The 20480-nt window shown below is 69.3% G+C and carries 20 protein-coding genes; 12 read left to right on the forward strand and 8 right to left on the reverse strand.

All coding sequences use genetic code 11. From position 1 onward, the window contains the following. Positions 1-238 precede the first annotated feature (238 nt). Positions 239-961, forward strand: a complete 723-nt coding sequence (locus tag ABZV93_RS25430; RefSeq protein ID WP_354940636.1) for a tyrosine-protein phosphatase — start codon at positions 239-241, stop codon at positions 959-961. On the opposite strand, the gene ABZV93_RS25435 is transcribed toward ABZV93_RS25430, so the two are convergent. From ABZV93_RS25435 to ABZV93_RS25445, 3 genes are all read right to left on the reverse strand, one after another. Further along, on the reverse strand, positions 936-1286 hold the full coding sequence (locus ABZV93_RS25435; protein WP_354940639.1) for a hypothetical protein: 351 nt from the start codon (positions 1284-1286) through the stop codon (positions 936-938). The genes ABZV93_RS25430 and ABZV93_RS25435 overlap by 26 nt on opposite strands. A 283-nt stretch (positions 1287-1569) precedes the next feature. Next, positions 1570-2127, reverse strand: coding sequence for an AAA family ATPase (locus tag ABZV93_RS25440; protein ID WP_354940642.1), 558 nt, complete (start codon positions 2125-2127; stop codon positions 1570-1572). A 4-nt stretch (positions 2128-2131) separates the two neighbouring features. Then, on the reverse strand, positions 2132-3067 hold the full coding sequence (locus tag ABZV93_RS25445) for a phosphotransferase (protein WP_354940645.1): 936 nt from the start codon (positions 3065-3067) through the stop codon (positions 2132-2134). A gap of 67 nt (positions 3068-3134) precedes the next feature. On the opposite strand from ABZV93_RS25445, the gene ABZV93_RS25450 reads away from it, so the two are divergent. Next, positions 3135-3632 (forward strand): metallophosphoesterase family protein, encoded by a 498-nt coding sequence (locus ABZV93_RS25450; RefSeq protein ID WP_354940648.1) that lies wholly within the window; start codon positions 3135-3137, stop codon positions 3630-3632. Positions 3633-3668: 36 nt separating this feature from the next. On the opposite strand, the gene ABZV93_RS25455 is transcribed toward ABZV93_RS25450, so the two are convergent. Next, on the reverse strand, positions 3669-5822 hold the full coding sequence (locus tag ABZV93_RS25455; RefSeq protein ID WP_354940651.1) for a DUF222 domain-containing protein: 2154 nt from the start codon (positions 5820-5822) through the stop codon (positions 3669-3671). A gap of 252 nt (positions 5823-6074) precedes the next feature. Between ABZV93_RS25455 and ABZV93_RS25460 the strand changes: the two genes are divergently transcribed. After that, on the forward strand, positions 6075-6575 hold the full coding sequence (locus ABZV93_RS25460) for a DUF2127 domain-containing protein (RefSeq protein ID WP_354940654.1): 501 nt from the start codon (positions 6075-6077) through the stop codon (positions 6573-6575). Between the two features lie 20 nt (positions 6576-6595). On the opposite strand, the gene ABZV93_RS25465 is transcribed toward ABZV93_RS25460, so the two are convergent. Then, the gene (locus tag ABZV93_RS25465) at positions 6596-7804 is read right to left on the reverse strand and encodes an ionic transporter y4hA (protein ID WP_354940657.1); all 1209 of its coding nucleotides are present in this window, start codon (positions 7802-7804) and stop codon (positions 6596-6598) included. Between the two features lie 145 nt (positions 7805-7949). On the opposite strand from ABZV93_RS25465, the gene ABZV93_RS25470 reads away from it, so the two are divergent. Genes ABZV93_RS25470 through ABZV93_RS25480 form a run of 3 tightly spaced genes read left to right on the forward strand, consistent with a single transcriptional unit; the run spans position 7950 to position 8722 of the window. Then, positions 7950-8108, forward strand: coding sequence for a MerR family DNA-binding transcriptional regulator (locus ABZV93_RS25470; RefSeq protein WP_354940658.1), 159 nt, complete (start codon positions 7950-7952; stop codon positions 8106-8108). A gap of 23 nt (positions 8109-8131) precedes the next feature. Next, positions 8132-8365, forward strand: coding sequence for a hypothetical protein (locus ABZV93_RS25475; protein WP_354940661.1), 234 nt, complete (start codon positions 8132-8134; stop codon positions 8363-8365). Between the two features lie 9 nt (positions 8366-8374). After that, positions 8375-8722, forward strand: a complete 348-nt coding sequence (locus ABZV93_RS25480; RefSeq protein ID WP_354940663.1) for a DUF2188 domain-containing protein — start codon at positions 8375-8377, stop codon at positions 8720-8722. A 51-nt stretch (positions 8723-8773) separates the two neighbouring features. On the opposite strand, the gene ABZV93_RS25485 is transcribed toward ABZV93_RS25480, so the two are convergent. Next, a complete protein-coding gene (locus ABZV93_RS25485; RefSeq protein ID WP_354940666.1) occupies positions 8774-9640 on the reverse strand; it encodes an MBL fold metallo-hydrolase in 867 nt (288 codons plus the stop codon). Positions 9641-9756: 116 nt separating this feature from the next. On the opposite strand from ABZV93_RS25485, the gene ABZV93_RS25490 reads away from it, so the two are divergent. After that, positions 9757-10554, forward strand: a complete 798-nt coding sequence (locus ABZV93_RS25490; RefSeq protein WP_354940669.1) for an EI24 domain-containing protein — start codon at positions 9757-9759, stop codon at positions 10552-10554. Here the strand turns inward: ABZV93_RS25490 and ABZV93_RS25495 are convergent. After that, positions 10551-11987, reverse strand: a complete 1437-nt coding sequence (locus tag ABZV93_RS25495; protein WP_354940671.1) for a PLP-dependent aminotransferase family protein — start codon at positions 11985-11987, stop codon at positions 10551-10553. The two genes, ABZV93_RS25490 and ABZV93_RS25495, sit on opposite strands and share 4 nt — an antisense overlap. 47 nt (positions 11988-12034) lie before the next feature. On the opposite strand from ABZV93_RS25495, the gene ABZV93_RS25500 reads away from it, so the two are divergent. Together ABZV93_RS25500 and ABZV93_RS25505 are read left to right on the forward strand one after the other, a co-directional pair. Then, the gene (locus ABZV93_RS25500; RefSeq protein WP_354940674.1) at positions 12035-12505 is read left to right on the forward strand and encodes a carboxymuconolactone decarboxylase family protein; all 471 of its coding nucleotides are present in this window, start codon (positions 12035-12037) and stop codon (positions 12503-12505) included. Next, positions 12505-13230 (forward strand): isocitrate lyase/phosphoenolpyruvate mutase family protein, encoded by a 726-nt coding sequence (locus tag ABZV93_RS25505; protein WP_354940677.1) that lies wholly within the window; start codon positions 12505-12507, stop codon positions 13228-13230. The genes ABZV93_RS25500 and ABZV93_RS25505 overlap by 1 nt, the downstream gene beginning before the upstream one ends. A gap of 121 nt (positions 13231-13351) precedes the next feature. Here the strand turns inward: ABZV93_RS25505 and ABZV93_RS25510 are convergent, their stop codons facing one another. Next, entirely contained in the window at positions 13352-14533 is a 1182-nt protein-coding gene (locus ABZV93_RS25510) for a zinc-dependent alcohol dehydrogenase (protein WP_354940680.1), read from the reverse strand. Positions 14534-15397: 864 nt separating this feature from the next. Between ABZV93_RS25510 and ABZV93_RS25515 the strand changes: the two genes are divergently transcribed. The 3 genes from ABZV93_RS25515 to ABZV93_RS25525 all read left to right on the forward strand — a co-directional run bounded on the left by ABZV93_RS25515 (position 15398) and on the right by ABZV93_RS25525 (position 20417). Beyond that, the gene (locus ABZV93_RS25515) at positions 15398-15832 is read left to right on the forward strand and encodes a gas vesicle structural protein GvpA (protein ID WP_354940683.1); all 435 of its coding nucleotides are present in this window, start codon (positions 15398-15400) and stop codon (positions 15830-15832) included. A gap of 66 nt (positions 15833-15898) precedes the next feature. Further along, positions 15899-18727, forward strand: a complete 2829-nt coding sequence (locus ABZV93_RS25520) for a hypothetical protein (RefSeq protein WP_354940686.1) — start codon at positions 15899-15901, stop codon at positions 18725-18727. Between the two features lie 61 nt (positions 18728-18788). After that, complete coding sequence (locus tag ABZV93_RS25525) at positions 18789-20417, forward strand: SRPBCC family protein (protein ID WP_354940688.1); 1629 nt, start codon at positions 18789-18791, stop codon at positions 20415-20417. The last annotated feature ends 63 nt before the right edge of the window (positions 20418-20480 follow it).

Raw genomic sequence — 20480 nt, forward strand, 5'->3', positions numbered from 1 at the left:
GGTCGCGGACTGGCCACCACCGCCGGGTGGCGACCGGTGAAGACAAGGGCGCCGTCTGCTCGCGGGTCCGGGTGAAACCCCACCGGCGGGCTCGGGTGCCGAAACAGCCAGGTGTGCTCGCCGTCGTACACCGCGACCGGATAGTCGCCAGGGGAGAAGCCTGGCCAGAGTCGACCCACGAGACCTCCTGCGTCGGCGATCAGTGGATGATCACGGTACTCGGAGGGGAGTGGTGCAGATGACCGGCTCGAAGCGCGCACCGTTGGAGTGGCCCGACTGCCTGAACGCTCGCGACCTCGGCGGTCTGCCCACCCGGGACGGCAGCCGGATCAGGTCCCGCGCACTGATTCGCTCGGACAATCTGACCCGGCTGACCACTGCGGGAGTCGACGCGGTGCGCGCCGCGGGCGTGACCCGGATCGTGGACGTGCGCACGGCCCAGGAGTGCACGGACTTTCCGTCGCCGTTCGCTGGTGAGTCGCTGCTCCTGAACTGCCCGCTCGCCAGGGACGGTGATCCGTACGATCCGGCGTGGCCGATGGAGCGCCAGTACGCGGAGATGCTCGACCAGAACCCCGACCTGCTTGCCGCGGCTGTCGCCGCCGTCGCGGACGCACCCCCGGGCGGTGTGGTCGTGCACTGCCATGCCGGCAAGGACCGGTCGGGCATGGTGGTCGCTTTGACGTTGAGCCTGGTGGGCGTCCCAGCGGATGTCGTGGTGGCCGACTACGCGGCCCTGGACGACCGTATGCGCGCCCATCTCGCCGAACTGGTCCTGCTGGTGGAGGACCCGCTCGAACGTGCCCAGCTCGCCGAGGCGTTCTCGGCTCGCCCCGAGTCGATGCGGTCGGCGCTTGACCACATGGACAGCCGGTACGGAGGAGTTGACTCGTACCTCCGGCTCGGCGGCCTGACCGCCGCGCAGGCCGAGGCGCTCAGGTCGAGGCTTGTCGGTTGGTGACCACGGCCTCGATCGCGGCGACGGTCTCGTCCACTGTCAAGGTGCTGTTGTCAATGACGTGGGCCGGGCGGAATCGCGCCACGCACCAGGCGAAGTCCTCGTAGTTTCCCCGCAGGTCCTCGGCCTTAAGGATGGGCTGACGATTCCGGAGACGATTGCGCTCCAGACATACGTCGAGGCTGGGTAGGAGGATCACCTGCCGGATGTCGAAGTCCGCCAGGGAGGTGTCGCCCGGCTCTGGTGGACACGGTGGTGCGTAGATGTCCACCACGCAGTCGATCCGGTGTTCCCGGTAGATGCGCACCATGGCCTTCCACAGGTCCATGGCGACGTCCCACTGACGTTGGGTTCATCGGTCCAACCGTGCTCAGGGTGGGCCGCACCGGCACGGATCAGCGAGCGCAGGCCATCTGCGTCGATCACTGCCCGGGGTGACGTGCCCCGAGCGGCCCACGCGGCGGCCGCGGTTGATTTCCCCGATCCTGCCGGTCCGGTGAGCATGAGCGTCAGCGGCATGGTGAACGTCTCCCGTCCATGGTGGACGCCTCGCAGTGAAGTAGTCGTCGGACTTGCCAGTCGTACTCTCGGCGCAGACTCGCCGCCACCGGTTATCGCACGTGACCGTCGTTCACGAAGTTCACGATCTCGGGCAGTGGCGGGTCGTAGCCGTCGGAGGTGTCGACCACCAGCGTGGGCATGGGGAGGGAGATCGCAGCGAAGTCGTCGGCCTGCCCCGAGGTCCGTCGATTGCCTGCGGTCGTCGTGTGGGCGGCCTTCCGTACGGGGTTGACGGCGTAGCGTCTGGTGTTTCGAACGCGGGCGACATCGGGAGCAACAGAGCAGCGGATGATCCGAAGGTGCGCGAGGCTCGTCAGCAGCTCGAGGCCGGGCCGCCACAGCCGATCCTGGAAGGCCGCCTCAGCGACCACTGTCGTGCCTGAGCGGAGCAGGAGTTCCAGTACGCCGAAGAACGTCGGCAACGTACGTCTGGTGAGCGGATCGCCGGGCCCCGGACGGAAGCCGGGGTTGGCGTGCACCATGCCCTCCTTGATTTCGTCGCGGCAGATCGCCGGGCAACCCAGTGCGCCGGCGAGTTCGTGCGCGAGAGTCGTCTTGCCGTATCCACCGGACGGCCCGCTGACCGCGACAAGCGTGGGTGCGCCCATATGCCTATGCCCCTGAGCGAGCCAGGGCGTCCAGGGCACGTTGTGCCCGCTCGAGCATGTCGCGCACGGCGTCGCCCCCGAGGTGGTGAGCTGCGAAGCCGAGGTACTTGATGTTGACGCAGGCGGTGGCCCATTGGTACTCGACGTTCACCAGCCGCGGATCCAGTGCCCGGCCCGCGGAGGCTTCCCACGCGTCGGCGTAGACCTCGAACCGTGGGCTGTCAGGAGATACGAGGTTGGCCAGGTCCAGCATCGCGGGGCCGAGCGTGGCGGCTCCCCAGTCGATGATCTTCGATCCGGCGGGCCCGGCGAGGATGTTGTTCGCGTGGATGTCTCCGTGGACCAGGGTGCGGGAGAGCCGCTCAGGCGTACGAACCAGCAGGGGCTCACCTCGCACGCGCCGAACCAGGTCGAGCGCCTCGTGCAGTGGCGCCGGCTCGGACGCGGTGGGAAGCAGCTCGGAAAGGCGCCTGTCGACGTGCCGGAACCCGTTGTCCCACCACGTCCGGTCGACCACCGGGAGGTTCGGCAAGGTGACGTTGACATGACGAACGTGCATTACGGCCAGGGATTGGAGGACGTCGTCGCACACCTCGGCCTCCGACGCAAGTGTGCTGCCGGAATAGAACGGCAGGACCACCCACGGGCCCGCGGCGTCGTTCCCGTCTGCCAGCAACTCCGGAAGCGCGGGCGCCCTCGTATCGGTTACGTCTCGAAGGGCGCGCAACGCGGTGACCTCGGCCGCGGTGGCGTGTTTGCGCAGCACGGCCAGGTCGGCTGTCGAGCCGTCTCCTACCTCGACCAGCAGGTCCAGCCGCTCCACCGACTGCGACGAGTAGCCATGGGTGATGGGTGTACGGCGAACGACCCGGGCAACGGCATCCTTGCCCCACCGGCTCTCCACCCAGTCGACCGTATGACTCGTCCCGTGCGACGCCATCCGCCCAGACTGCCACGGCACCGCCGCGCCTCGCCTCCGCTGGACCGAGGTAGGACATCATGAAGGCATGCGAGTAGTCGTGCTGTCGGACACTCATGCGCCGCGACGGTGGAAGTCCTGCCCGCCGCGGGTGGCCGAGCACCTGCGGACGGCAGACGTGATCCTGCACGCCGGTGACGTGTGCACCCCGGAAGTGCTCGACGAGCTCGCGGCTTTCGCGCCGGTGTACGCGGTGTGCGGCAACAACGACGGACCCGAGGTAGCCGATTGGGGTTCGGGCGTGCCGGAGGTCGTCGAGATCACCCTGGCCGGTGTTCGGGTGGCGATGGTGCACGACAGCGGGCAGGCCACCGGTCGGATGGCGCGGATGCGGCGGCGGTTTCCGGACGCGGACCTCGTGGTGTTCGGGCACTCGCACATCCCCTTGACGCAGACTGAGGACGGCGTACGGATCTTCAATCCGGGCTCACCGACGGACCGGCGACGGCAACCGCACGGAACGATCGGCATCGTCGTCCTCCAGATGGGTCGTGTGAAGGACGCGTCCATCATCGCTGTGACGTAGGCCTGCGGCCTGCCGTCCGGGCGGGCAATGGCTCCGTCACGGTCGTTGCACCTTCTGCTGCGGGTCCACCCACTCCGGCGGGATGTATTCGGGGTGGCCGTGTGCGCCCATGCGGACCGTCCAGCCTCGGTGGTGGACGAAGGTGTGATGGCTCTTGCACAGGAGAACTCCGTTAGCCACATCGGTTGGGCCGAAGTCGTCCCAGGGGTTCATGTGGTGGGCGACGCAGCGGCGTTCGGGGACCTGGCATTCGGGGAAGTGGCAGTGGGATCCGTCGCGGACGGCGAGTGCGCGGCGTTGTGCTTCGGTGAAGAAGCGGTCGGCCATTCCGACGTCGAGGACTTCGCCGTTGCCGCCGAGCACCACGGGGATGATGTTCGCGTCGCAGGCCATCCGCCGGATCGTGGCGACCGAGATCGGCTCGCCGCGTAGCCCGAGGATCCTGGCCGAGCCGCCACCGCCGCACTTGCTGCAGCCGTCGTGCGGGTCGATGGCAGCCTCCGGCCCCGCCGCACTCTCCTGCAGTTTGGTGTCGTCGTCGTCTTGTGCCCCGAGGTCCCAGTCCTCGGGTCCGGTATCTGTTTCCGGGTCGGCTCCGAGACCCGTTCCAGCTTCCCTTCCGGCGTCGGGGTCAGTTCCGGTCTCGGGGGCCGTTCCGGTGGCGGTGTTCGGTTGTGAGTGCTGCCCGGGTGCTCGCGGTTCGGGTACCCGGTCCGCAAGGCGCGCGGTATCCGGTGGTGGTTTCTCCCTGTCTGGTTGGCCGTTCCGGCCGGTCGTCGTCTTCTGGGCATCGGGTCCGCGTACGTCGTCGGGGCCGGCCGCACCCGTCGTCCCGTGCAGGCCGGTCGTCTCGGCCAGATCGGCGCCCATGTGTGGGTCGCCGGGGTCGGCCGGACGGGTTGTCTCGCCGGGGCCGTTCCCCAGGTCCGGGTCGCTGACCTCGTCGTCAACCTCGGGTTGCGAAGCGGTTCCCGCCGTGGCTTCGGTGCTCGCGCTGGGCTCGGCGTTGTCGCTGGGCTCGGTCTTGTCGCTCGGATCGGTGTCCCGGGCGCCGCCGGCGTCGTCGGTCTGCTTGGTGGGCTTGGAGCTGGCAGGCTTGACCTCTTCGGTGGCGCGGCGGCTCGTGTCTGGCCCGGACTGTCCCGCCTCAGAACCCTCGGTGCGCTTGGTGTTCTCGTCCTGGGGCTGGCCCTCGGCCTGGCGCCGGGCTTTGCGTTGGGCTTGGCGTTGGGCGTCGGGGGTCTGGCAGCCGCACGGCATGGGGCGGACTGGGTTGAGGTCGTCGATCGTGCCGTACCCCACGCCGTTCATCAGGTTCTTCAGATCGATCAGGACGGTGACGCAGTCGCGTCCTCGGCCGCGGTTGGGCGAGGCTTCCCATTCAGCCCACCTGGCGACCAACTCCGCGAACGCGTCGCCGCGTTTTTGGTCCAGGGGACGGTCGTCGGGCTCGGGGCGGGTGTCACGGGCAACCAGTGCTTCGATGATCTTGCGGAGTTGTTCCATCTCCAGCACCGGCAGCTTGATCACCACCGTCTCCGACCCGGGGGTACCGTTCGGCGCATACCGCAGGGAGCGGGAGCGTTCTGCGGCGCGTTCGGCATCGTCGAGTTCTTTACCGAGGCGGCGTTCGGATTCCTCCGGTGCCAGGTAGTGCAGCAACGCCCGGCCGAGCAGGCGTACGTCGTCGGGGTTACGCCGCTTGGACTCCGCGATCAGGTACTCCTCGGCCTTGACGCGTTGTTCGAGGCTGATCCACTTGGGCAGGTCCTTGATCGCGCCCGCGATCACTTGCGCGTGCCGGTACGACAGTTCACCCCGAGCGAGTGCCCGCGCGGTGAGGGTCACCGTCCGGTCCAGGTCCCGGGCCAGGGCGACGGTGGCGTAGGAATCCTTCTTCCCCATCCGCTGGGAGTTGCGCAGCCAGGCCGCCGTGGTCGCCGCACCCGTGGTCTTGCCGATGTCGCGGGCCTCGGCCTGGCGAACCCAGGACAGTTTCAGCGCGGCCGCCCGGGATTCCTCGACGGTCAGTTCGCCGATCAGCTCACCGAGGTCACCGGCGTCCAGGCAGCCGGTGGGAGTGGCCAGGGCTTCGTCGAGCCCGGCGCGGAACATGGCGACCGCAGCCCTCAACCGGGCAGCGGCACCACTGCCGCCTGCGCCGGGAAGGTCCTGCGTCGTCGAATACATGTTCGAACTCTACCGGCTGCCACCGACAGCTCGCCCGTTGTCCACAACGCGACCCGAAAACACGCCGATCCGCCATCTGTGGACGAAAACCTGGCACGAGGTCGCGGTCCCGGGCGCCGACGACAAGGACCTCCGGAATGCTGGTCCCAAACGGGGCATCCGGCGGCCGTGCAGCGATCTCCCAGGGCGGCCTACTAGCGTGCAGGAGAAGGAGAGTCCGGCAGAACGGCAGCGCGATCGGCAGGTGGCGACATGGCGTGGTTCAAGCCAGGAGACCTGCTGGACCGCACCTTCGAGGTCGGGATCATCCTCAAGGGCCTGGACGGCCTGCTGGAACTGATCGGCGGGGCCCTGCTGCTGGCGGTGTCGCCTGCCACTCTCAACCATCTGGTCGTCACCCTGACCCAGCACGAGATCTCCGAGGACCCACACGACTTCGTGGCCACCCATCTGCTGCATCTGACGGCCGGTCTTCACCAGTCGACGGTGTGGTTCGGCGCGGTCTACCTTCTCCTGCACGGTGCGGTGAAAGTCGTCCTCGTCGTGGCACTGCTGCGCAACCAGTTGTGGGCGTACCCCTGGACAATCGTGTTCCTGCTGGCGTTCATCGGCTATCAGCTCTACCGGATCGCGCTCCATCCGACGATCGGACTCGCGCTGCTGACGATCTTCGACGCGTTCGTCGTCTGGTTGACCTGGCGCGAGTACGGCAGGCAGCGGGCCGGCCGCGCTCACTCCTCCGTACCCACCTGATCGCCCTCGAAGGTGAGACGTCAGGGGCTGACCGCGAGGAAGAGGAACGCGACCAGCAATACGAGGTGGACACCGCCCTGCAGCCGGGTCGCCCTGCCGGGCACCACCGTGAGAACGCTGACCACCACGGTGAGCGCCAGGAAGACGAGCTGGGTGGCCCCGAGTCCGAGGTGGAGCGGTCCCTTCAGCCAGATCGAGGCCACCGCGATCGCCGGGATCGTGAGCCCGATGCTCGCCATCGCCGAGCCATACGCGAGGTTGAGGCTGATCTGCGTGCGCTGCCGCCCGGCGGCGCGTACGGCGGCGATGGTCTCCGGCAGCAGGACGAGCAACGCGATCACCACACCGACGAACGACTGCGGGAATCCGATCGCCTTGACGGCCGCCTCGATCGACGGCGACTCGACCTTGGCCAGTCCCACCACCGCGACGAGCGCCACCAGCAGCAGTCCGAGGCTCGTCAACGCGGCTCGGGCGGTCGGGGGAGCGGCGTGTGCGCCGGCGTCGACGCTCTCCTCGGCGTCGGCGCTCTCCTCGACGTCGCCGACCGGATCGACCTCACCGGCCGGATCGACCTCGGCTGACTCGGAGGTGGGTGCGTCCCCACGTCCGGCGACCGGATCGTTGTCGTGCTGCACGGGCAGGAAGAAGTCGCGGTGCCGAACGGTCTGGGTCAGTACGAACATCCCGTACAGCAGGAGCGACATGATCGCCGCGAAGACGAGCTGGTCGGTGGAGAAGGCCGGGCCGGGCGCACCCAGGGTGAAGGCCGGCAGCACCAGGCTCAGGGCCGCCAGGGTCGCCACGGTCGCGAGCGCGGCTCCACTGCCCTCGGCGTTGAACCGCGTCGTTCCGTAGCGCAGCGCGGCGACCAGCAGGGAGATGCCGACGACGCCGTTGGTGGTGATCATGACCGCTGCGAAGACAGTGTCCCGGGCCAGTTGGGCGGTCTCCGGCCCACCCGAGACCATCAGGGTCACGATCAGAGCGACCTCGATCACGGTCACCGCCACCGCGAGGACCAGTGAGCCGAAGGGCTCACCGACCCGGTGCGCCACGACCTCCGCGTGGTGCACCGCCGACAGCACCGCGCCCGCGAGGACGACCGCGATCACCACCGCGAACACGATCGCCAGGTAGCGGCCCCAGGTGAGTGCCAGCGCGAGAAGAGCGAGCAGCGGCACGACGGTCGTCCACGAGAAGTACGGCGGGCGGCGGGTGAGCGTCACGGCATGGAGCCTTCCAGTCGTGGCGGACGAGACGGGCAAGGGCCCGGAGCGGTAATTCTAAAGGGACGGTAAAACGACCAGGTAAATCGGCTGTTTGGCGTTCCGGCTCGAACCTCTCGTAACGGCAGGTTCCAGCGTCGGCGGCGTGATCGGAGATCGCGGTACCACCCGGTGGAGCATCGGGGAGCTCGCACGCGCGAGCGGAGTGACCGTTCGCACGCTGCGTCACTACGACGAGACCGGCCTGCTCACCGCGAGCGAACGAACGGCTCGGGCCATCGCCCTCACACCGGCGACGACCTGAGGCGGTTGTACCGCACCCGGGCGTTGCGCAGTCTCGGACTGTCCCTTCCGCAGATCGCCGACGCGCTGGACGAACCGCCGTACGAGCCGTCGGACCGACCGTCGGACGATCTGCCGGCGATGCGCGACCTGCAGGAGCTGGCGCGGCGCTGGGACGAGGTGGGAGCAGCGTTCCAGGTCGAGCCCGCCGGGCCGCGGAAATCGCCGTCGCGTCGGCACCTGCAGGGGCGGACGGCATCTGAGCCGTTCCGGGGATAGTTTGGGCACATGAGCGAGCTGCCCGAGCGACCCGACGTGCCCCAGGAGACCCACTCCGGGCTGGCCCAGGCCTGGGCCAGTGCGGGGGAAGCCGCGCAACAGGTGAGCGAGACGCGTCAGACCGAGCAGGAGACGACCGCACGGACGACGTCGGGCACCACGCCCGAGACCGTGACGTACTCAGTGCTCCCCGCCGGCGGCGCGTTCCACGTCAAGCGCGGTGACGAGGTTGTCGCTTACCACGCCGACCGCGACTCGGCCCTCGCCGACGCCCGCAAGCTCGCCGGTGGTGACAGCCCTAGCCGCGTGGTCGTCCACGACGACGACCGGCGGCCCGGCGAGGAAGAGACGTACTGACCGTCTGATCCGACGTCACGGCAGGCGTCACGGCAGGCGTCACGGCGAACGTCACAGCGCAAGGGACTCCCCGCGGCCGACGTAACTGACCCGATCGGCCAGCCCACGCCGCTCGACCTCCGTACGGAAGTCCGACAGCGGCGAACGCATCACGTCGTAGTCGTCGTAGTGGATCGGCACCGCGCGACGCGGGGACATGGTGGCGAGCAGCTCGGCACCCTGCCGGCCGTCCATGGTCACCACCATCCCGCCGGGCAGGGTCGTACCGCCGAGATGGAGCAACGCGAGGTCGGTGTCCGGGAAGCGCCGGGCGATCTCCTCCAGCGCCGGGTACATCAGCGTGTCGCCGGTGATGTAGAGCCGGTGACGCACCTCTCCATCGGCCGTGGCGAGCTCGAGCACGCTACCCATCACCGGAGGGAGCAGGTAGCGAACCGGCCCTGGCGCGTGCCGACCGGGCGTGGACGTGATGCGGAGCACCGCGCCGCCCTTGGTCATGCTGTGCTGCTCCCAGGTGCGCAGCCCCACCGCGCGCCGGAACCCGTGCAGTCCCTGCAGCCGACGCGAAGCGTGCGGTGTGGTGACGATCGGCAGGCCGGAGTCGAGATTGCGGCGGGCCACCCGGTCCCAGTGGTCTCCGTGGAGGTGGGACAGCACCACCGCGTCCAGAGGAGGCAACTGGTCGATGCGCAGCGCCGGGTCGGTCAACCTCCTGCTGGTGAGCCCGTGGCCGAGGTAGGCGCGCTGACCGCGGTGCAGGAAGTTCGGGTCGGTGAGCAGAGTGAACGGGCCGTACTTCAGCAGCACCGTCGCGTTGCCGACGAAGAACAGTTCACCGACCGACTGCGACGCGGCGGCGGGGTTGGCGGCGCCGGCGGGGTTGGCGGTGCTGGAGAGGTGGGTGGGGTCGAAGGCCATGGCTACCGGCTACCCCCTCCACGGCCAACCAATCGGCAGTCGTGGCCGGGAGTTGCCCGGGGGCCCGCCCGAACGCGTCCGGAAGTCTGTCCCGCGCCCCCCTAGACTCACCGATCGTGAGTACGCGTTCGGCTCCGGCATCGGCGGTCAGCTATCCCGGCGGTTTCCTCGCGGGGGTGGGCCTGCTGTTTCGCGGTGTGCGCATGTACGCCGCGAACCCCCGGCTCGCGGCGCTCGGCGTCGTGCCCGCGCTCATCACCGGCGTGCTGTTCCTCGGTGCGTTCGTCACCCTCGCCTACTTCGCCGGTGACGTGGCCGCGTCGCTCACCCCGTTCGCCGACGACTGGTCCGGTGGAGCGCGTACGTTCGCGAGGTTCGCGGCCGGGCTGGCGTTGCTCGGCCTGGCGGCGCTGATCGGGGTCCTCGCGTTCACGGCGGTCACGCTGGCGATCGGCGGCCCGTTCTACGAGCGGATCTCCGAGCGCGTCGAGGATCGGTACGGCGGCGTGGCGGACCCGGTCGAGGTCGGCTGGGCCCGGTCGCTACGGCGCGGTGTCACCGACTCCTCCCGTCTACTCGCCGCGTCGGCCCTGGTCGGGATCCCGTTGTTCGGGGCGGGCTTCCTGCCGGTGGTGGGACAGACGGTGGTGCCGGTCGTCGGTGCGCTTCTCGGCGGCTGGCTGCTCGCGGTGGAACTGGTCGGTACGCCGTTCGAAAGGCGGGGGCTGGGGCTCGCCGAACGCCGGCGGGCGCTGCGCGCGATCCGGCCGGTGACCGCGGGCTTCGGTGTCGCGGTGTTCGTGGCGTTCCTGATCCCGCTCGGCGCGGTGGTGTTCACCCCGGCAGCGGTGGCCGGTGCCACCCTGCTCGCCCGGCGGGCGCTCGGCGAGCCCACCGGGCCCGCCAGGTCCTAACAGCGGCGGCTCTTCCGTCGTTCGTCCGGTTGGGCGAGCGCCCGGCACAGTGCCGCGACCGTCCCGGGAAAGAGGTGGTCCGGCGGCGTGCCGTACCCCACGATGATCGCGTGCCGGGCCGGCTTCGGCGTACCGAACGTCAGCGGAGCGAGCCCGGCCACCCCGAGTCCGTCCCGCCGGGCTCTGGCGACCACCTGCTCCTCCGTACCCGCCGGAACCTCCAGCAGGACGTGCAGCCCGGCGGCGATCCCGCTGACCCGGACGTGCGGCACGGCCTGGGCAAGTGCGGCGACCAGGCGGTCGCGGCGGCGCCGGTAGCGGGTCCGCATCGCCCGCACGTGCCGGTCGAAGTCGCCGGAGGAGATGAACTCCGCAAGGGTCAACTGCTCCACCGTGGAGACCTGCCAGCGGAACTGGCCGAGTTCGTACGCGGTGGCGACGAGCCGTTCGGGCAGCACCATCCAACCCAGCCGCAGACCGGGCGCGAGACTCTTGCTGGCCGTACCCATGTACACCACGTGCTCGGGATCCAGCCCCTGCAGCGCGCCCACCGGCTGGCGGTCGTAGCGGAACTCGCCGTCGTAGTCGTCCTCCAGGATCACGGCGCCTTCGGCCCGCGCCCAGTCGATCACCTGCGCGCGCCGCTCCGGCGACAGCGACCCGCCGGTGGGGAAGTGGTGCGCAGGTGTCAGCAGTGCGGCCTGTACGCCGAGCTCGGGCAGCGGGGCCGGGTCGGCGCCGGCCTCGTCGTGGGGCAGAGAGGTCAGCCGCAGCCCGGCTTCGGTCAGTCGGGAGCGGTGTTCGGGCAGGCCGTACGCCTCGACCGCGACCCGCCGCACGCCCTGTGCTCGGAGCACCCCGGCCAGCAGGGACAGGCCGTGCATGGTGCCGGCGCACACCAGGATCCGGGACGGGTCGGCGTACACCCCGCGCACCCGGGCGAGGTAGTCGGCGAGCGCCCTGCGCAGCTCCGGCCGGCCCGACGTCGCCTGGTAGCCGAACGCCTCACTGGGCGCGGCCGTCAGCGCCCGGCGGGTCGCGGCGACCCAGGCCGTCCGGGGAAAGGCCGACAGGTCCGACGAGCCGGGCATCAGGTTGTAGGTCGTCCCCGGCAGCAGCGGATGGGTCGGATCGGGCACGGTGCGCGTTCTCGTCGGCCGCGACCGGGCGCGTTCGGCGACCACGGTGCCGGAGCCTTGGCGCGCGGTCAGCCAGCCCTCGGCGACGAGTTCGGCGTAGGCGTCGGCCACAGTGTTGCGGGCGATTCCCAGGTCGGAGGCCAGTGCACGCGAGGACGGCAGCCGGGTCCCGGGCGCCAGCCGGCCGCCGCGGACGGCCTCGCGCAGTTCCCGGGTGAGCGCGGCGCCCAGCCCGCGCCCCCGGTGCGCGAGATCAAGGTGGAGGTCCAGCGAAGTGGCCCACGATTCCGCCATGGAAATGGACCATATCCCTGGGCTGATCCGGTCGTAGCGTTGAGGCCATGACACAGCGAATCAACGTGTACCAGCACGCGCCGAAGATCCTTCCCCTGATGGTCAGGCTCGCCGGTGAGGCCTCCAAGGGCCTGGACCCGAAACTCGCACACCTCGTGGAGTTGCGTGCGTCGCAGATCAACCGCTGCGCGTACTGCATCGACATGCACACCAAGGACGCCCGTGCCGCCGGGGAGACCGACGACCGGATCGCGCTCGTGGCGGCGTTCGAGGAGGCGGACAACTTCTTCAGCGAGAAGGAGCGGGCGGCGCTGGCGCTGACCGAGGCGATCACCGTGCTGACCGACGGCTTTGTGCCCGACGAGGTGTACGAGAGGGCCGCCAAGAGCTTCGACGAGACCGAACTCGCCCAGTTGATCGCGACGATCGCGGTGATCAACACGTTCAACCGCCTGAACGTCGCCACCCGAGCCGAGGCCGGCAGCTACACACCCGGGCAGTTCTCGGGTCAGCACTGATGTCCGTCGACACCTTCCGGGCACTCCACCACGGCCGGGCGCCCGGGGACCCGCTGATCCTGCCAGGACCGTGGGACGTGGCCAGTGCGAAGACGTTCGTCGACGCCGGCTTTCCCGCGCTCGCCACGCCGAGCATGGCCATCGCGGCCTCGCTCGGATACGCCGACGGGCAGGGCACGCCACCGGCGGAGATGTTCGCGGCGATCGCCCGGATCACCCGTGCGGTGGACGTCCCGGTGTCCGCCGACGTCGAGGCGGGGTACGGGCTCCCGCCCGCCGAGCTCGTCGAGCGGGTTCTCGACGCCGGAGCGGTCGGCGTCAACCTGGAGGACTCCGACCCGGCGACCGGGGCGCTGGTGGAACCGAAGCGGCAGGCCGACTTCCTCGCCGCTGTGCGCGCCGCGGCCGGTGACGACCTGTTCGTGAACGCCCGCATCGACACGTACGTGCGCGACGGTGACGCCTCACCGGACCGTACCGTCGAACGCGGCAAGCAGTATGCAGTGGCGGGCGCCGACGCGGTGTATCCCATCCTCGCCCCGCCGGAGCACCTGCGAGCGATCGCCGACGGGATCGGCCTGCCGGTCAACGCGATCGGCCGGCCCGACGGCCCGCCACCGCGGGAGCTCGGCCGGATGGGCGCCACCCGCATCACCTTCGGCGGGGGCCTGCACCGGCGGACCCTGGCGACGCTGAAGTCCATCGCCGAACAACTCACTGCCTGAGAAACGGCCGGACGAAAACGGCGCCGACCGGAAGGGGCGCCGGCGGGAAACGGGGCGGCGGGTCACGGCTCCATGCCGCGACCCGCCGGGCGTGTCCCCTGTCCTGCTCCGACCTGCCTGCCTACGGCGTCAACAGGACCTTGACGGCGCCGTCCTCCTTGTGCTGGAACATCTTGTACGCCTCCGGCGCCTCGCTGAGCGGGAGCCGGTGGGTGGCAAGGTCCTCCACGCCGAGCGGGTCGTCGTCCCCGGTCACCAGGGGCATCAGGTCGTCCACCCAGCTCTTGACGTTCGCCTGCCCCATCCGGATGTTGAGCTGCTTGTCGAACATCTGCATCATCGGCATCGGGTCGACCATGCCGCCGTACACGCCGCTCACCGAGATCGTCCCGCCTCGCCGGACCGCGTCGATCGCGGCGTGCAGCGCGGAGAGCCGGTCGACACCGCCGCGTTCGGTCATCATCGCGGCGATCGGCTTCGGGAGCATCCCCACGAGCTGGTGCGCGGCCTTGCCCAGGGGAGCGCCGTGCGCCTCCATGCCCACCGCGTCGATGACCGTGTCCGCGCCCCGGCCATCGGTGAGGTCCCGGAGCGCGTCGCCGACGTTGCCCTTGCTCAGTTCGACGGTCTCGATGCCGTACTTCTTCGCCAGCGCGAGACGCTCCGGCACGAGGTCGACGCCGATGACCTTGCGCGCGCCCCGGTGTGCGGCGATGCGGGCCGACATCTGCCCGATCGGCCCGAGCCCTAGTACCGCGACCGTCGCGCCCGGCTTCACGTCGCCGTACGCCACCGCCTGCCAGGCGGTCGGCAGCACGTCGGAGAGGTAGACGAAGCGCTCGTCGGAGGGGCCCTCCGGGACCTTGATCGGCCCGTAGTGCGCCTGGGGTACGCGGAGGTACTCCGCCTGGCCGCCGGGCACCTGGCCGTACAGCTTGGTGTAGCCGAAGAACGCGGCACCCTTGTCATGGTCGCGTACCTGCGTCGTCTCGCACTGGCTCTGCAGATTCCGCTCGCACATGTAGCAGTGGCCACAGGAGATGTTGAACGGGATCACCACCCGGTCGCCCGGCCTGATGTGGGTGACCTGCTCGCCGACCTCCTCCACGATGCCGATCGGCTCGTGGCCGAGGATGTCGCCCTCGGTCATGAACGGCGTGAGCACTTCGTACAGATGTAGGTCGGAACCGCAGATGGCGGTCGTCGTCGTCCGGATGATCGCGTCGGTGGGTTCCTTGATGACCGGATCGGGAACCTCGTCGACGCGGACGTCTCGTTTACCGTGCCACACCGCTGCCTTCACGCGTCCACCTTTCCGGCTGGGCCGGCGCCCCATGGCGGGCCGCCGTCGGTCAGGTTCGGATGCCCGGAGCGAGCCGCCGCAAACGTTCGCGTCGTACCCTCCCCGTCGCGCTGTCCGACTCGGGCCACTCCAAACCGGCTGGGAGTACGACGGTCCCGGAGAGCCTCCGCCTGCCGACCGGTGCCCCGAACACACCACCAGGCAGTAGGCCGGCAGAGCCGCTGAGTTCCTCGATGTACTGTGCCGGTTTTCGGGCGTTCGACCCGTATGTCTCGTCTGTCGTGTTCGGCTGATCCCCCTGACCTTGCTGCCGTAAGCCACCAGTCGGTACCTGACTGTCAAGGAGGTCTTGACGGCGGCGTCGGGTTGCGGCTGCTCGGGCCAGTGGCGACGGGCCGAACCGCGCGACGTCGTACTCCGTTCGTTTCTCGCATCTGCCCTGGCCGGCAAGGCGTACCGCCTCCTTCGGCACGGCGCCGATTTTCGCCCACGCGACACAGTGCGGCGTATGCGTTATGGTCGCCAGATCCCGGAAGGGATCATGTGCACGACGACCTGACAACCTGCGCCCGAAACCTGGTAGTGGTGATGAGCGAGCAGACACAGGCCCGACGGCCCGTTGGGTCCGGAGCAGCCCGGAGTCGGCCGAGGTGTGACGTCACCCAGGTTGCGAGTAGCGCCACGCGATGTTCCGCTGATGTTCGCGGCACGGCGGACGCGGCGTGACGCGTCGTCACCGCCCGTCTTGGTCGCGCGCCCGCGACATTCCTTCACCTCAGCTTCGTCCGCCGGTCACACGGGGCAGGCCGCAGACGCAACCACCCCTGACCAGTACGTAGCGAGACGAACACGTGGAGGGACCCAATGGCAGCAGCGACGCAGGGCATCAACCGGGCACCTCGGCCGAGCAGTCTCGCCGACGTGCTCGAAGTCATCCTCGACAAGGGCATCGTCATCGACGCCTATGTCCGGGTGGCGGTGGTGGGCATCGAACTCCTCACCATCGACGCACGCATCGTGATCGCGAGTGTGGACACCTACCTCCGCTTCGCCGAGGCGGTCAACCGGCTCGACATGCAGCCCAACGGGCAGGTCGCGGGTGTTCCCGGGCTGATCCGCGAGGTCACCGAGGGTGGGGCCAAGCACGTGACGAAGGGCGCGCTGTCGGGCGTGAAGGACACCGCCAAGGAAGTGATCTCTTCCTTCACCGGTGACGACGACGAGAAGAAGTCGAGCACGCCACGCAAGCGTTCGTCCAGCTCGGGATCGCGTTCCCGTCGCAGCGACGACAACGGCTGACGGGTCGCACGCCGGGGGGTCGTGCCGCCGCGCCCAGTCACAGGACATTTCTCGGAAGGAGAAGCAGTGGACGACAGAGCCAAGATCGGCGCGGCGATCGCAGGAGGTTACCTCCTCGGTCGAACCAAGAAGGGCAAGGCCGCGGCCAGTTTCGCTCTGTGGCTCGCCGGGCGTCAGCTCGGGGTCGAGCCCCGCGAGCTCGTACGCGAAGGACTACTGAAGCTCGCCCAGACACAGCAGGTCGGCGAGATCGGCGCACAGCTGCGAGGACCGCTGCTGGCCGCGGGCCGCAAGGCCGCGCTGGCCACCCTCGAGTCCCGGCTGAACAGCCTGTCGGACAACCTGAACCAGCGCACGGCCGACATCACCAGTCGTGCGTCGAAGGTGTCCGACAAGGCGGCCGGCACCGCGACGGACGCCGCTTCGAACGTGACCGACCGCGCGTCAGGTGCCGCATCGGATGCGACGGACACGGCGAATGACGCTGCGGACACGGCGACCGAGGCGACCGGCAAGGCGGCCTCGGCGGGTTCGAAGGCGGGGAAGCGTGGCGCCGGCCTCGCGGGCAGGGCGTCGGGCCTGACCGGCCGGCTGCGGCCGGGTCGTGGGAGCAAGGCCGAAGAAGCGGACGTCGAGGCCGACGAGGACGAGTACGACGACGCGGAGGGGTCGGACGAGCCCGACGACGAGGACGAGTTCGACGACGAGTTCGACGACGAGTACGACGACGAGTCGGACGACGACGAAGATGACTTCGACGACGAGTACGACGAAGATGCCGTCGACAATGCCGATGCCGATGCCGATGCCGACGACGACGAGTCCGATGACGATGAGTCGGACGACGACGAAGATGACTTCGACGATGAGTACGACGACGAGTCGGACGATGAGGACGAGCCCGCTGACGAGTCGGACGACGGGGATGACGTCGACGACGAGTACGAAGATGAGCCTGACGACGGCGATGGCGAGTCGGGTGGAGCCGACGTAGCCGACGAGGCCGCGAACGACCAGCTTGAGGATGAGTACGACGACGAGGCTGAGGAGGACGAGCCTGCCGACGACCAGCCTGAGGATGAGTACGACGACGAGGCTGAGGAGGACGAGGCTGAGGGTGGCGAGGCTGAGGACGACGAGCCCGCCGACGACCAGCCTGAGGATGAGTACGACGACGAGGCTGAGGACGAGTACGACGACCAGCCCGAGGACGAGTACGACGACGAGGCTGAGGACGAGTACGAAGACGAGCCCCAGGACCAGGCTGATGAGGCCGAGGATTCAGCTGACGTCTCGGATCGGGAAACTTCCGACGACGAGTCCGAGGACGACGTGCCCGACGAGGACGGCGACGCTGGCGACGCCGAGGACGGCGACGGCGACTCGAATCGCGACGACGTAGCTGACGAGGCCGACATCGACGAGCCGGACGAGCCGGAAACGGATGATGACTCCGACGACTCAGACCAGCCTGGTGGGGACGACCTGGATGGCGACGGCCCGGATGGCGAGTCCAGTGGGCCGGATCGTGAGGACGACGACGACGAGTCCGAGCTCGACGAGCCGGAGGAGGACGAGGGGTCCGAAGGCGAGCCTGCCGACAGGGTCGATGGTGACGCCGCCGACGAGGACGCCGAAGCTCGAGACGCCTCGGATGACGAGCCGGATGACGACTCGGATCGTGATGACGCCGCCGATGAGCCGGCGGCAGGGAAGTCCGACGACCACTCGGACGACGGGTCCACTGACCAGACCGGAGACCGCGAAGGCGAGGAGGACGAGGACAACTCCGACTCCGAGGACTCCGACCGGGACTCAAGGTCTGACGAAGTGACCGACTCCGCCCTCGGAGCCGGTGCCGAGGAGGTCGGTAAGACTTCGGATCTCCCGGCGAAGAAGGCTTCTGGCCGTAGGTCGCGGAAGTCCGCCACTGGTGGCGGTGCGAAGAAGGCCGCGTCTTCCGACGGTGCCGCGAAGAAGACGACCTCCGCCCGAGGTGGGGCCAGGAAGGCCGCATCGTCGGGCGGGGCGAAGAAGGCTGCCTCTACGGGTGAGGGTGCGAAGAAGACGACCTCCGCTCGGGGCGGTGCCAAGAAGGCCGCGTCGGCTGACGACGGTGCGGCGAAGAAGACGACCTCTGCACGGGGTGGGGCCAAGAAGGCCGCCTCTTCGGGTGAGGGCGCGAAGAAGACGACCTCCGCTCGGCGCGGCGCCAAGAAGGCGGCATCTGCCGACAGCGGTGCCGCCAAGAAGACGACCTCCGCACGGGGTGGCGCGAAGAAGGCGGCGTCGGCTGAGGGCGGTGCGGCGAAGAAGACGACCTCCGCCCGAGGTGGGGCCAAGAAGGCCGCAGCTTCCGACGGTGCGGCGAAGAAGACGACCTCTGCACGGGGCGGCGCGAAGAAGGCCGCGTCCGTTGACGGTGGTGTGAAGAAGGCGGCGTCGGCTGAGGGCGGTGCGGCGAAGAAGACGACCTCCGCCCGAGGTGGGGCCAAGAAGGCCGCAGCTTCCGACGGTGCGGCGAAGAAGACGACCTCCGCACGGGGCGGCGCGAAGAAGGCCGCGTCCGTTGACGGTGGTGCGAAGAGGGCCGCATCGTCTCGTGGTGGGGCTAAGAAGGCCGCAGCTTCCGACGGTGCGGCGAAGAAGACGACCTCTGCACGGGGTGGGGCCAAGAAGGCCGCGTCCTCTGGTGGCGGTGCGAAGAAGGCTGCTTCGCCGGGTGGGGCGAAGAAGGCCGCATCGCGCTCGGCCGCGAAGAAGTCGACATCGGCCGGCGGGGCGAAGAAGGCCGCATCCTCCCGCGCCGGTGCCAAGAAGACCGCATCGACCGGTGGCGCGAAGAAGGCTGCCTCGTCCCTCCGCGGGGCGAAGAAGGCAGCGTCCGCGTCCTAGAGCCGTACTCCAGCTCTGGACGTAGGTCCACGCGTATCGGTCGGTAAGGAGAGGAGAGCAGATGGCAGGCAATGGAAAGTCGGTGTTGACCGATGTCGGGTCGTCACTGCTGAAGGGCCCTGTGGGGGATCGCCTCAAGCAGGAGGCACGTGACTTCGCCGTAGCCAGGGGATCGGACTTCGTCCAGTCCATCGGTGGCCGGCTCGAGGGGGTCACCCAGCGGCTGGAGGACCACGCCGAGAACCCCAACGCCCGCAAGAACAAGAACGGCGAGGACGGCGGCGACGGCGACGGCCAGGAAGACGGCGACGGCTCCCAGCCCGGCCGCCTCGCCTCCCTGGGGTCCGGCCTGAAGGACAAGGCCAAGTCGCTTGTGGGCAAGGGCGACGATGACGACGACGGCGAAGACGGCGACGGCGACGGGGAGGACGGCGGCGGCGAGAAGAAGGGCCGCGGCAAGGGGCGGTCCGGTCCGAAGATGACCAACATCATCGAGGACATCAACGTCGGTGTGCCGGTGTCGGTGGCCTACGACCAGTGGACGCAGTTCCAGGAGTTCGGCTCGTTCATGAAGGGCGTTCGGGGAGTCGACGCCAAGGACGAGGTGGAGAGCAACTGGCGCGGCAAGGTCTGGTGGTCCACCCGCAGCTGGAGCGCCCGGGTCACCGAGCAGATTCCGGACCGCAAGATCTCCTGGACGACCGACGGGGCCAAGGGCACGACGAAGGGCACGGTCACCTTCCACCCCCTGGCCGACGACCTCACCAAGATCCTCGTGGTCGTCGAGTACTACCCCAAGGGGTTCATGGAGAAGACGGCGAACATCTGGCGGGCGTTCGGCCGCCGGGTCCGCCTCGACCTCAAGCACTTCCGCCGGTTCGTCACCACCCAGGGCGAGGCCTCCGGGTCGTGGCGCGGTGAGATCCGTGACGGCGAGGTCGTTCGCGAGCCCGACGAGAACGACGACTACCGTCGCGAGGACGACTTCCGTCCGCCGAACAGGCTCTCCGACGACGATGACGACTTCGACGACGAAGACGACGACTTCGATGACGAGGACGACGACTTCGACGACGAGGCCGATGACGAGGACGGCGACCTTGACGAGGAGGGCGACGAGTCCGACGAGGACGACGAGCCTTCGGACGAGGCGGAGGACGCCGACCTGGGCGACGACGAAGGTGAGCCCGAGGACACGGCGGACACCGATGAGCCGAGCGACGAGTCCGACGAGGACGACGAGCAGGCCGACGAGTCCGGCGACAGCTCGGAGGAGCCGAACGACGAGTCCGAGGACAGCTCGGACCAGCTGAGCGACGAGTCCGACGAGGACGACGAGCAGGCCGACGAGTCCGGTGACGCCTCGGAGGAGCCGGCCGAGAGGCCACGCAGGCGTCGCCCGAGCTCGCGCGAAGGGGCGCGGAAGCGCCCGCGGAGGCGTTCCGACAGCGAGTCCGGCGACAGCTCGGAGGAGCCGAACGCCGAGTCCGACGAGGACGACGAGCAGGCCGACGAGTCCGGGCACAGCTCGGAGGAGCCGGCCGAGAGGCCCGCACGCAGGCGTCGGCCGAGCTCCCGTGAGGGCTCTCGCCAGCGCTCGGAGCGGAGCTCGGACGGCGAGCGCAACGGCCGTTCGAGTGAAGGCCGTCGCTCCCCGCGTCGTGCCCGGAAGTCGACCACCTCTGCGTGAGCACCCTGCGGTGAGCCACACCGCGTTCCGGTGAACGAAGTCGTGCCCCTCGCGATCAGCGGG

Source organism: Actinopolymorpha sp. NPDC004070, assembly GCF_040610475.1.
Lineage (GTDB): Bacteria > Actinomycetota > Actinomycetes > Propionibacteriales > Actinopolymorphaceae > Actinopolymorpha.

Bases quoted from the DNA above. Each gene is read 5' to 3' on its own strand.
- ABZV93_RS25430 (WP_354940636.1), top strand. From the start codon at position 239: ATGACCGGCTCGAAGCGCGCACCGTTGGAGTGGCCCGACTGCCTGAAC.
- ABZV93_RS25435 (WP_354940639.1), bottom strand. From the start codon at position 1,286: ATGGACCTGTGGAAGGCCATGGTGCGCATCTACCGGGAACACCGGATC.
- ABZV93_RS25440 (WP_354940642.1), bottom strand. From the start codon at position 2,127: ATGGGCGCACCCACGCTTGTCGCGGTCAGCGGGCCGTCCGGTGGATAC.
- ABZV93_RS25445 (WP_354940645.1), bottom strand. From the start codon at position 3,067: ATGGCGTCGCACGGGACGAGTCATACGGTCGACTGGGTGGAGAGCCGG.
- ABZV93_RS25450 (WP_354940648.1), top strand. From the start codon at position 3,135: ATGCGAGTAGTCGTGCTGTCGGACACTCATGCGCCGCGACGGTGGAAG.
- ABZV93_RS25455 (WP_354940651.1), bottom strand. From the start codon at position 5,822: ATGTATTCGACGACGCAGGACCTTCCCGGCGCAGGCGGCAGTGGTGCC.
- ABZV93_RS25460 (WP_354940654.1), top strand. From the start codon at position 6,075: ATGGCGTGGTTCAAGCCAGGAGACCTGCTGGACCGCACCTTCGAGGTC.
- ABZV93_RS25480 (WP_354940663.1), top strand. From the start codon at position 8,375: ATGAGCGAGCTGCCCGAGCGACCCGACGTGCCCCAGGAGACCCACTCC.
- ABZV93_RS25485 (WP_354940666.1), bottom strand. From the start codon at position 9,640: ATGGCCTTCGACCCCACCCACCTCTCCAGCACCGCCAACCCCGCCGGC.
- ABZV93_RS25495 (WP_354940671.1), bottom strand. From the start codon at position 11,987: ATGGCGGAATCGTGGGCCACTTCGCTGGACCTCCACCTTGATCTCGCG.
- ABZV93_RS25500 (WP_354940674.1), top strand. From the start codon at position 12,035: ATGACACAGCGAATCAACGTGTACCAGCACGCGCCGAAGATCCTTCCC.
- ABZV93_RS25505 (WP_354940677.1), top strand. From the start codon at position 12,505: ATGTCCGTCGACACCTTCCGGGCACTCCACCACGGCCGGGCGCCCGGG.
- ABZV93_RS25515 (WP_354940683.1), top strand. From the start codon at position 15,398: ATGGCAGCAGCGACGCAGGGCATCAACCGGGCACCTCGGCCGAGCAGT.
- ABZV93_RS25525 (WP_354940688.1), top strand. From the start codon at position 18,789: ATGGCAGGCAATGGAAAGTCGGTGTTGACCGATGTCGGGTCGTCACTG.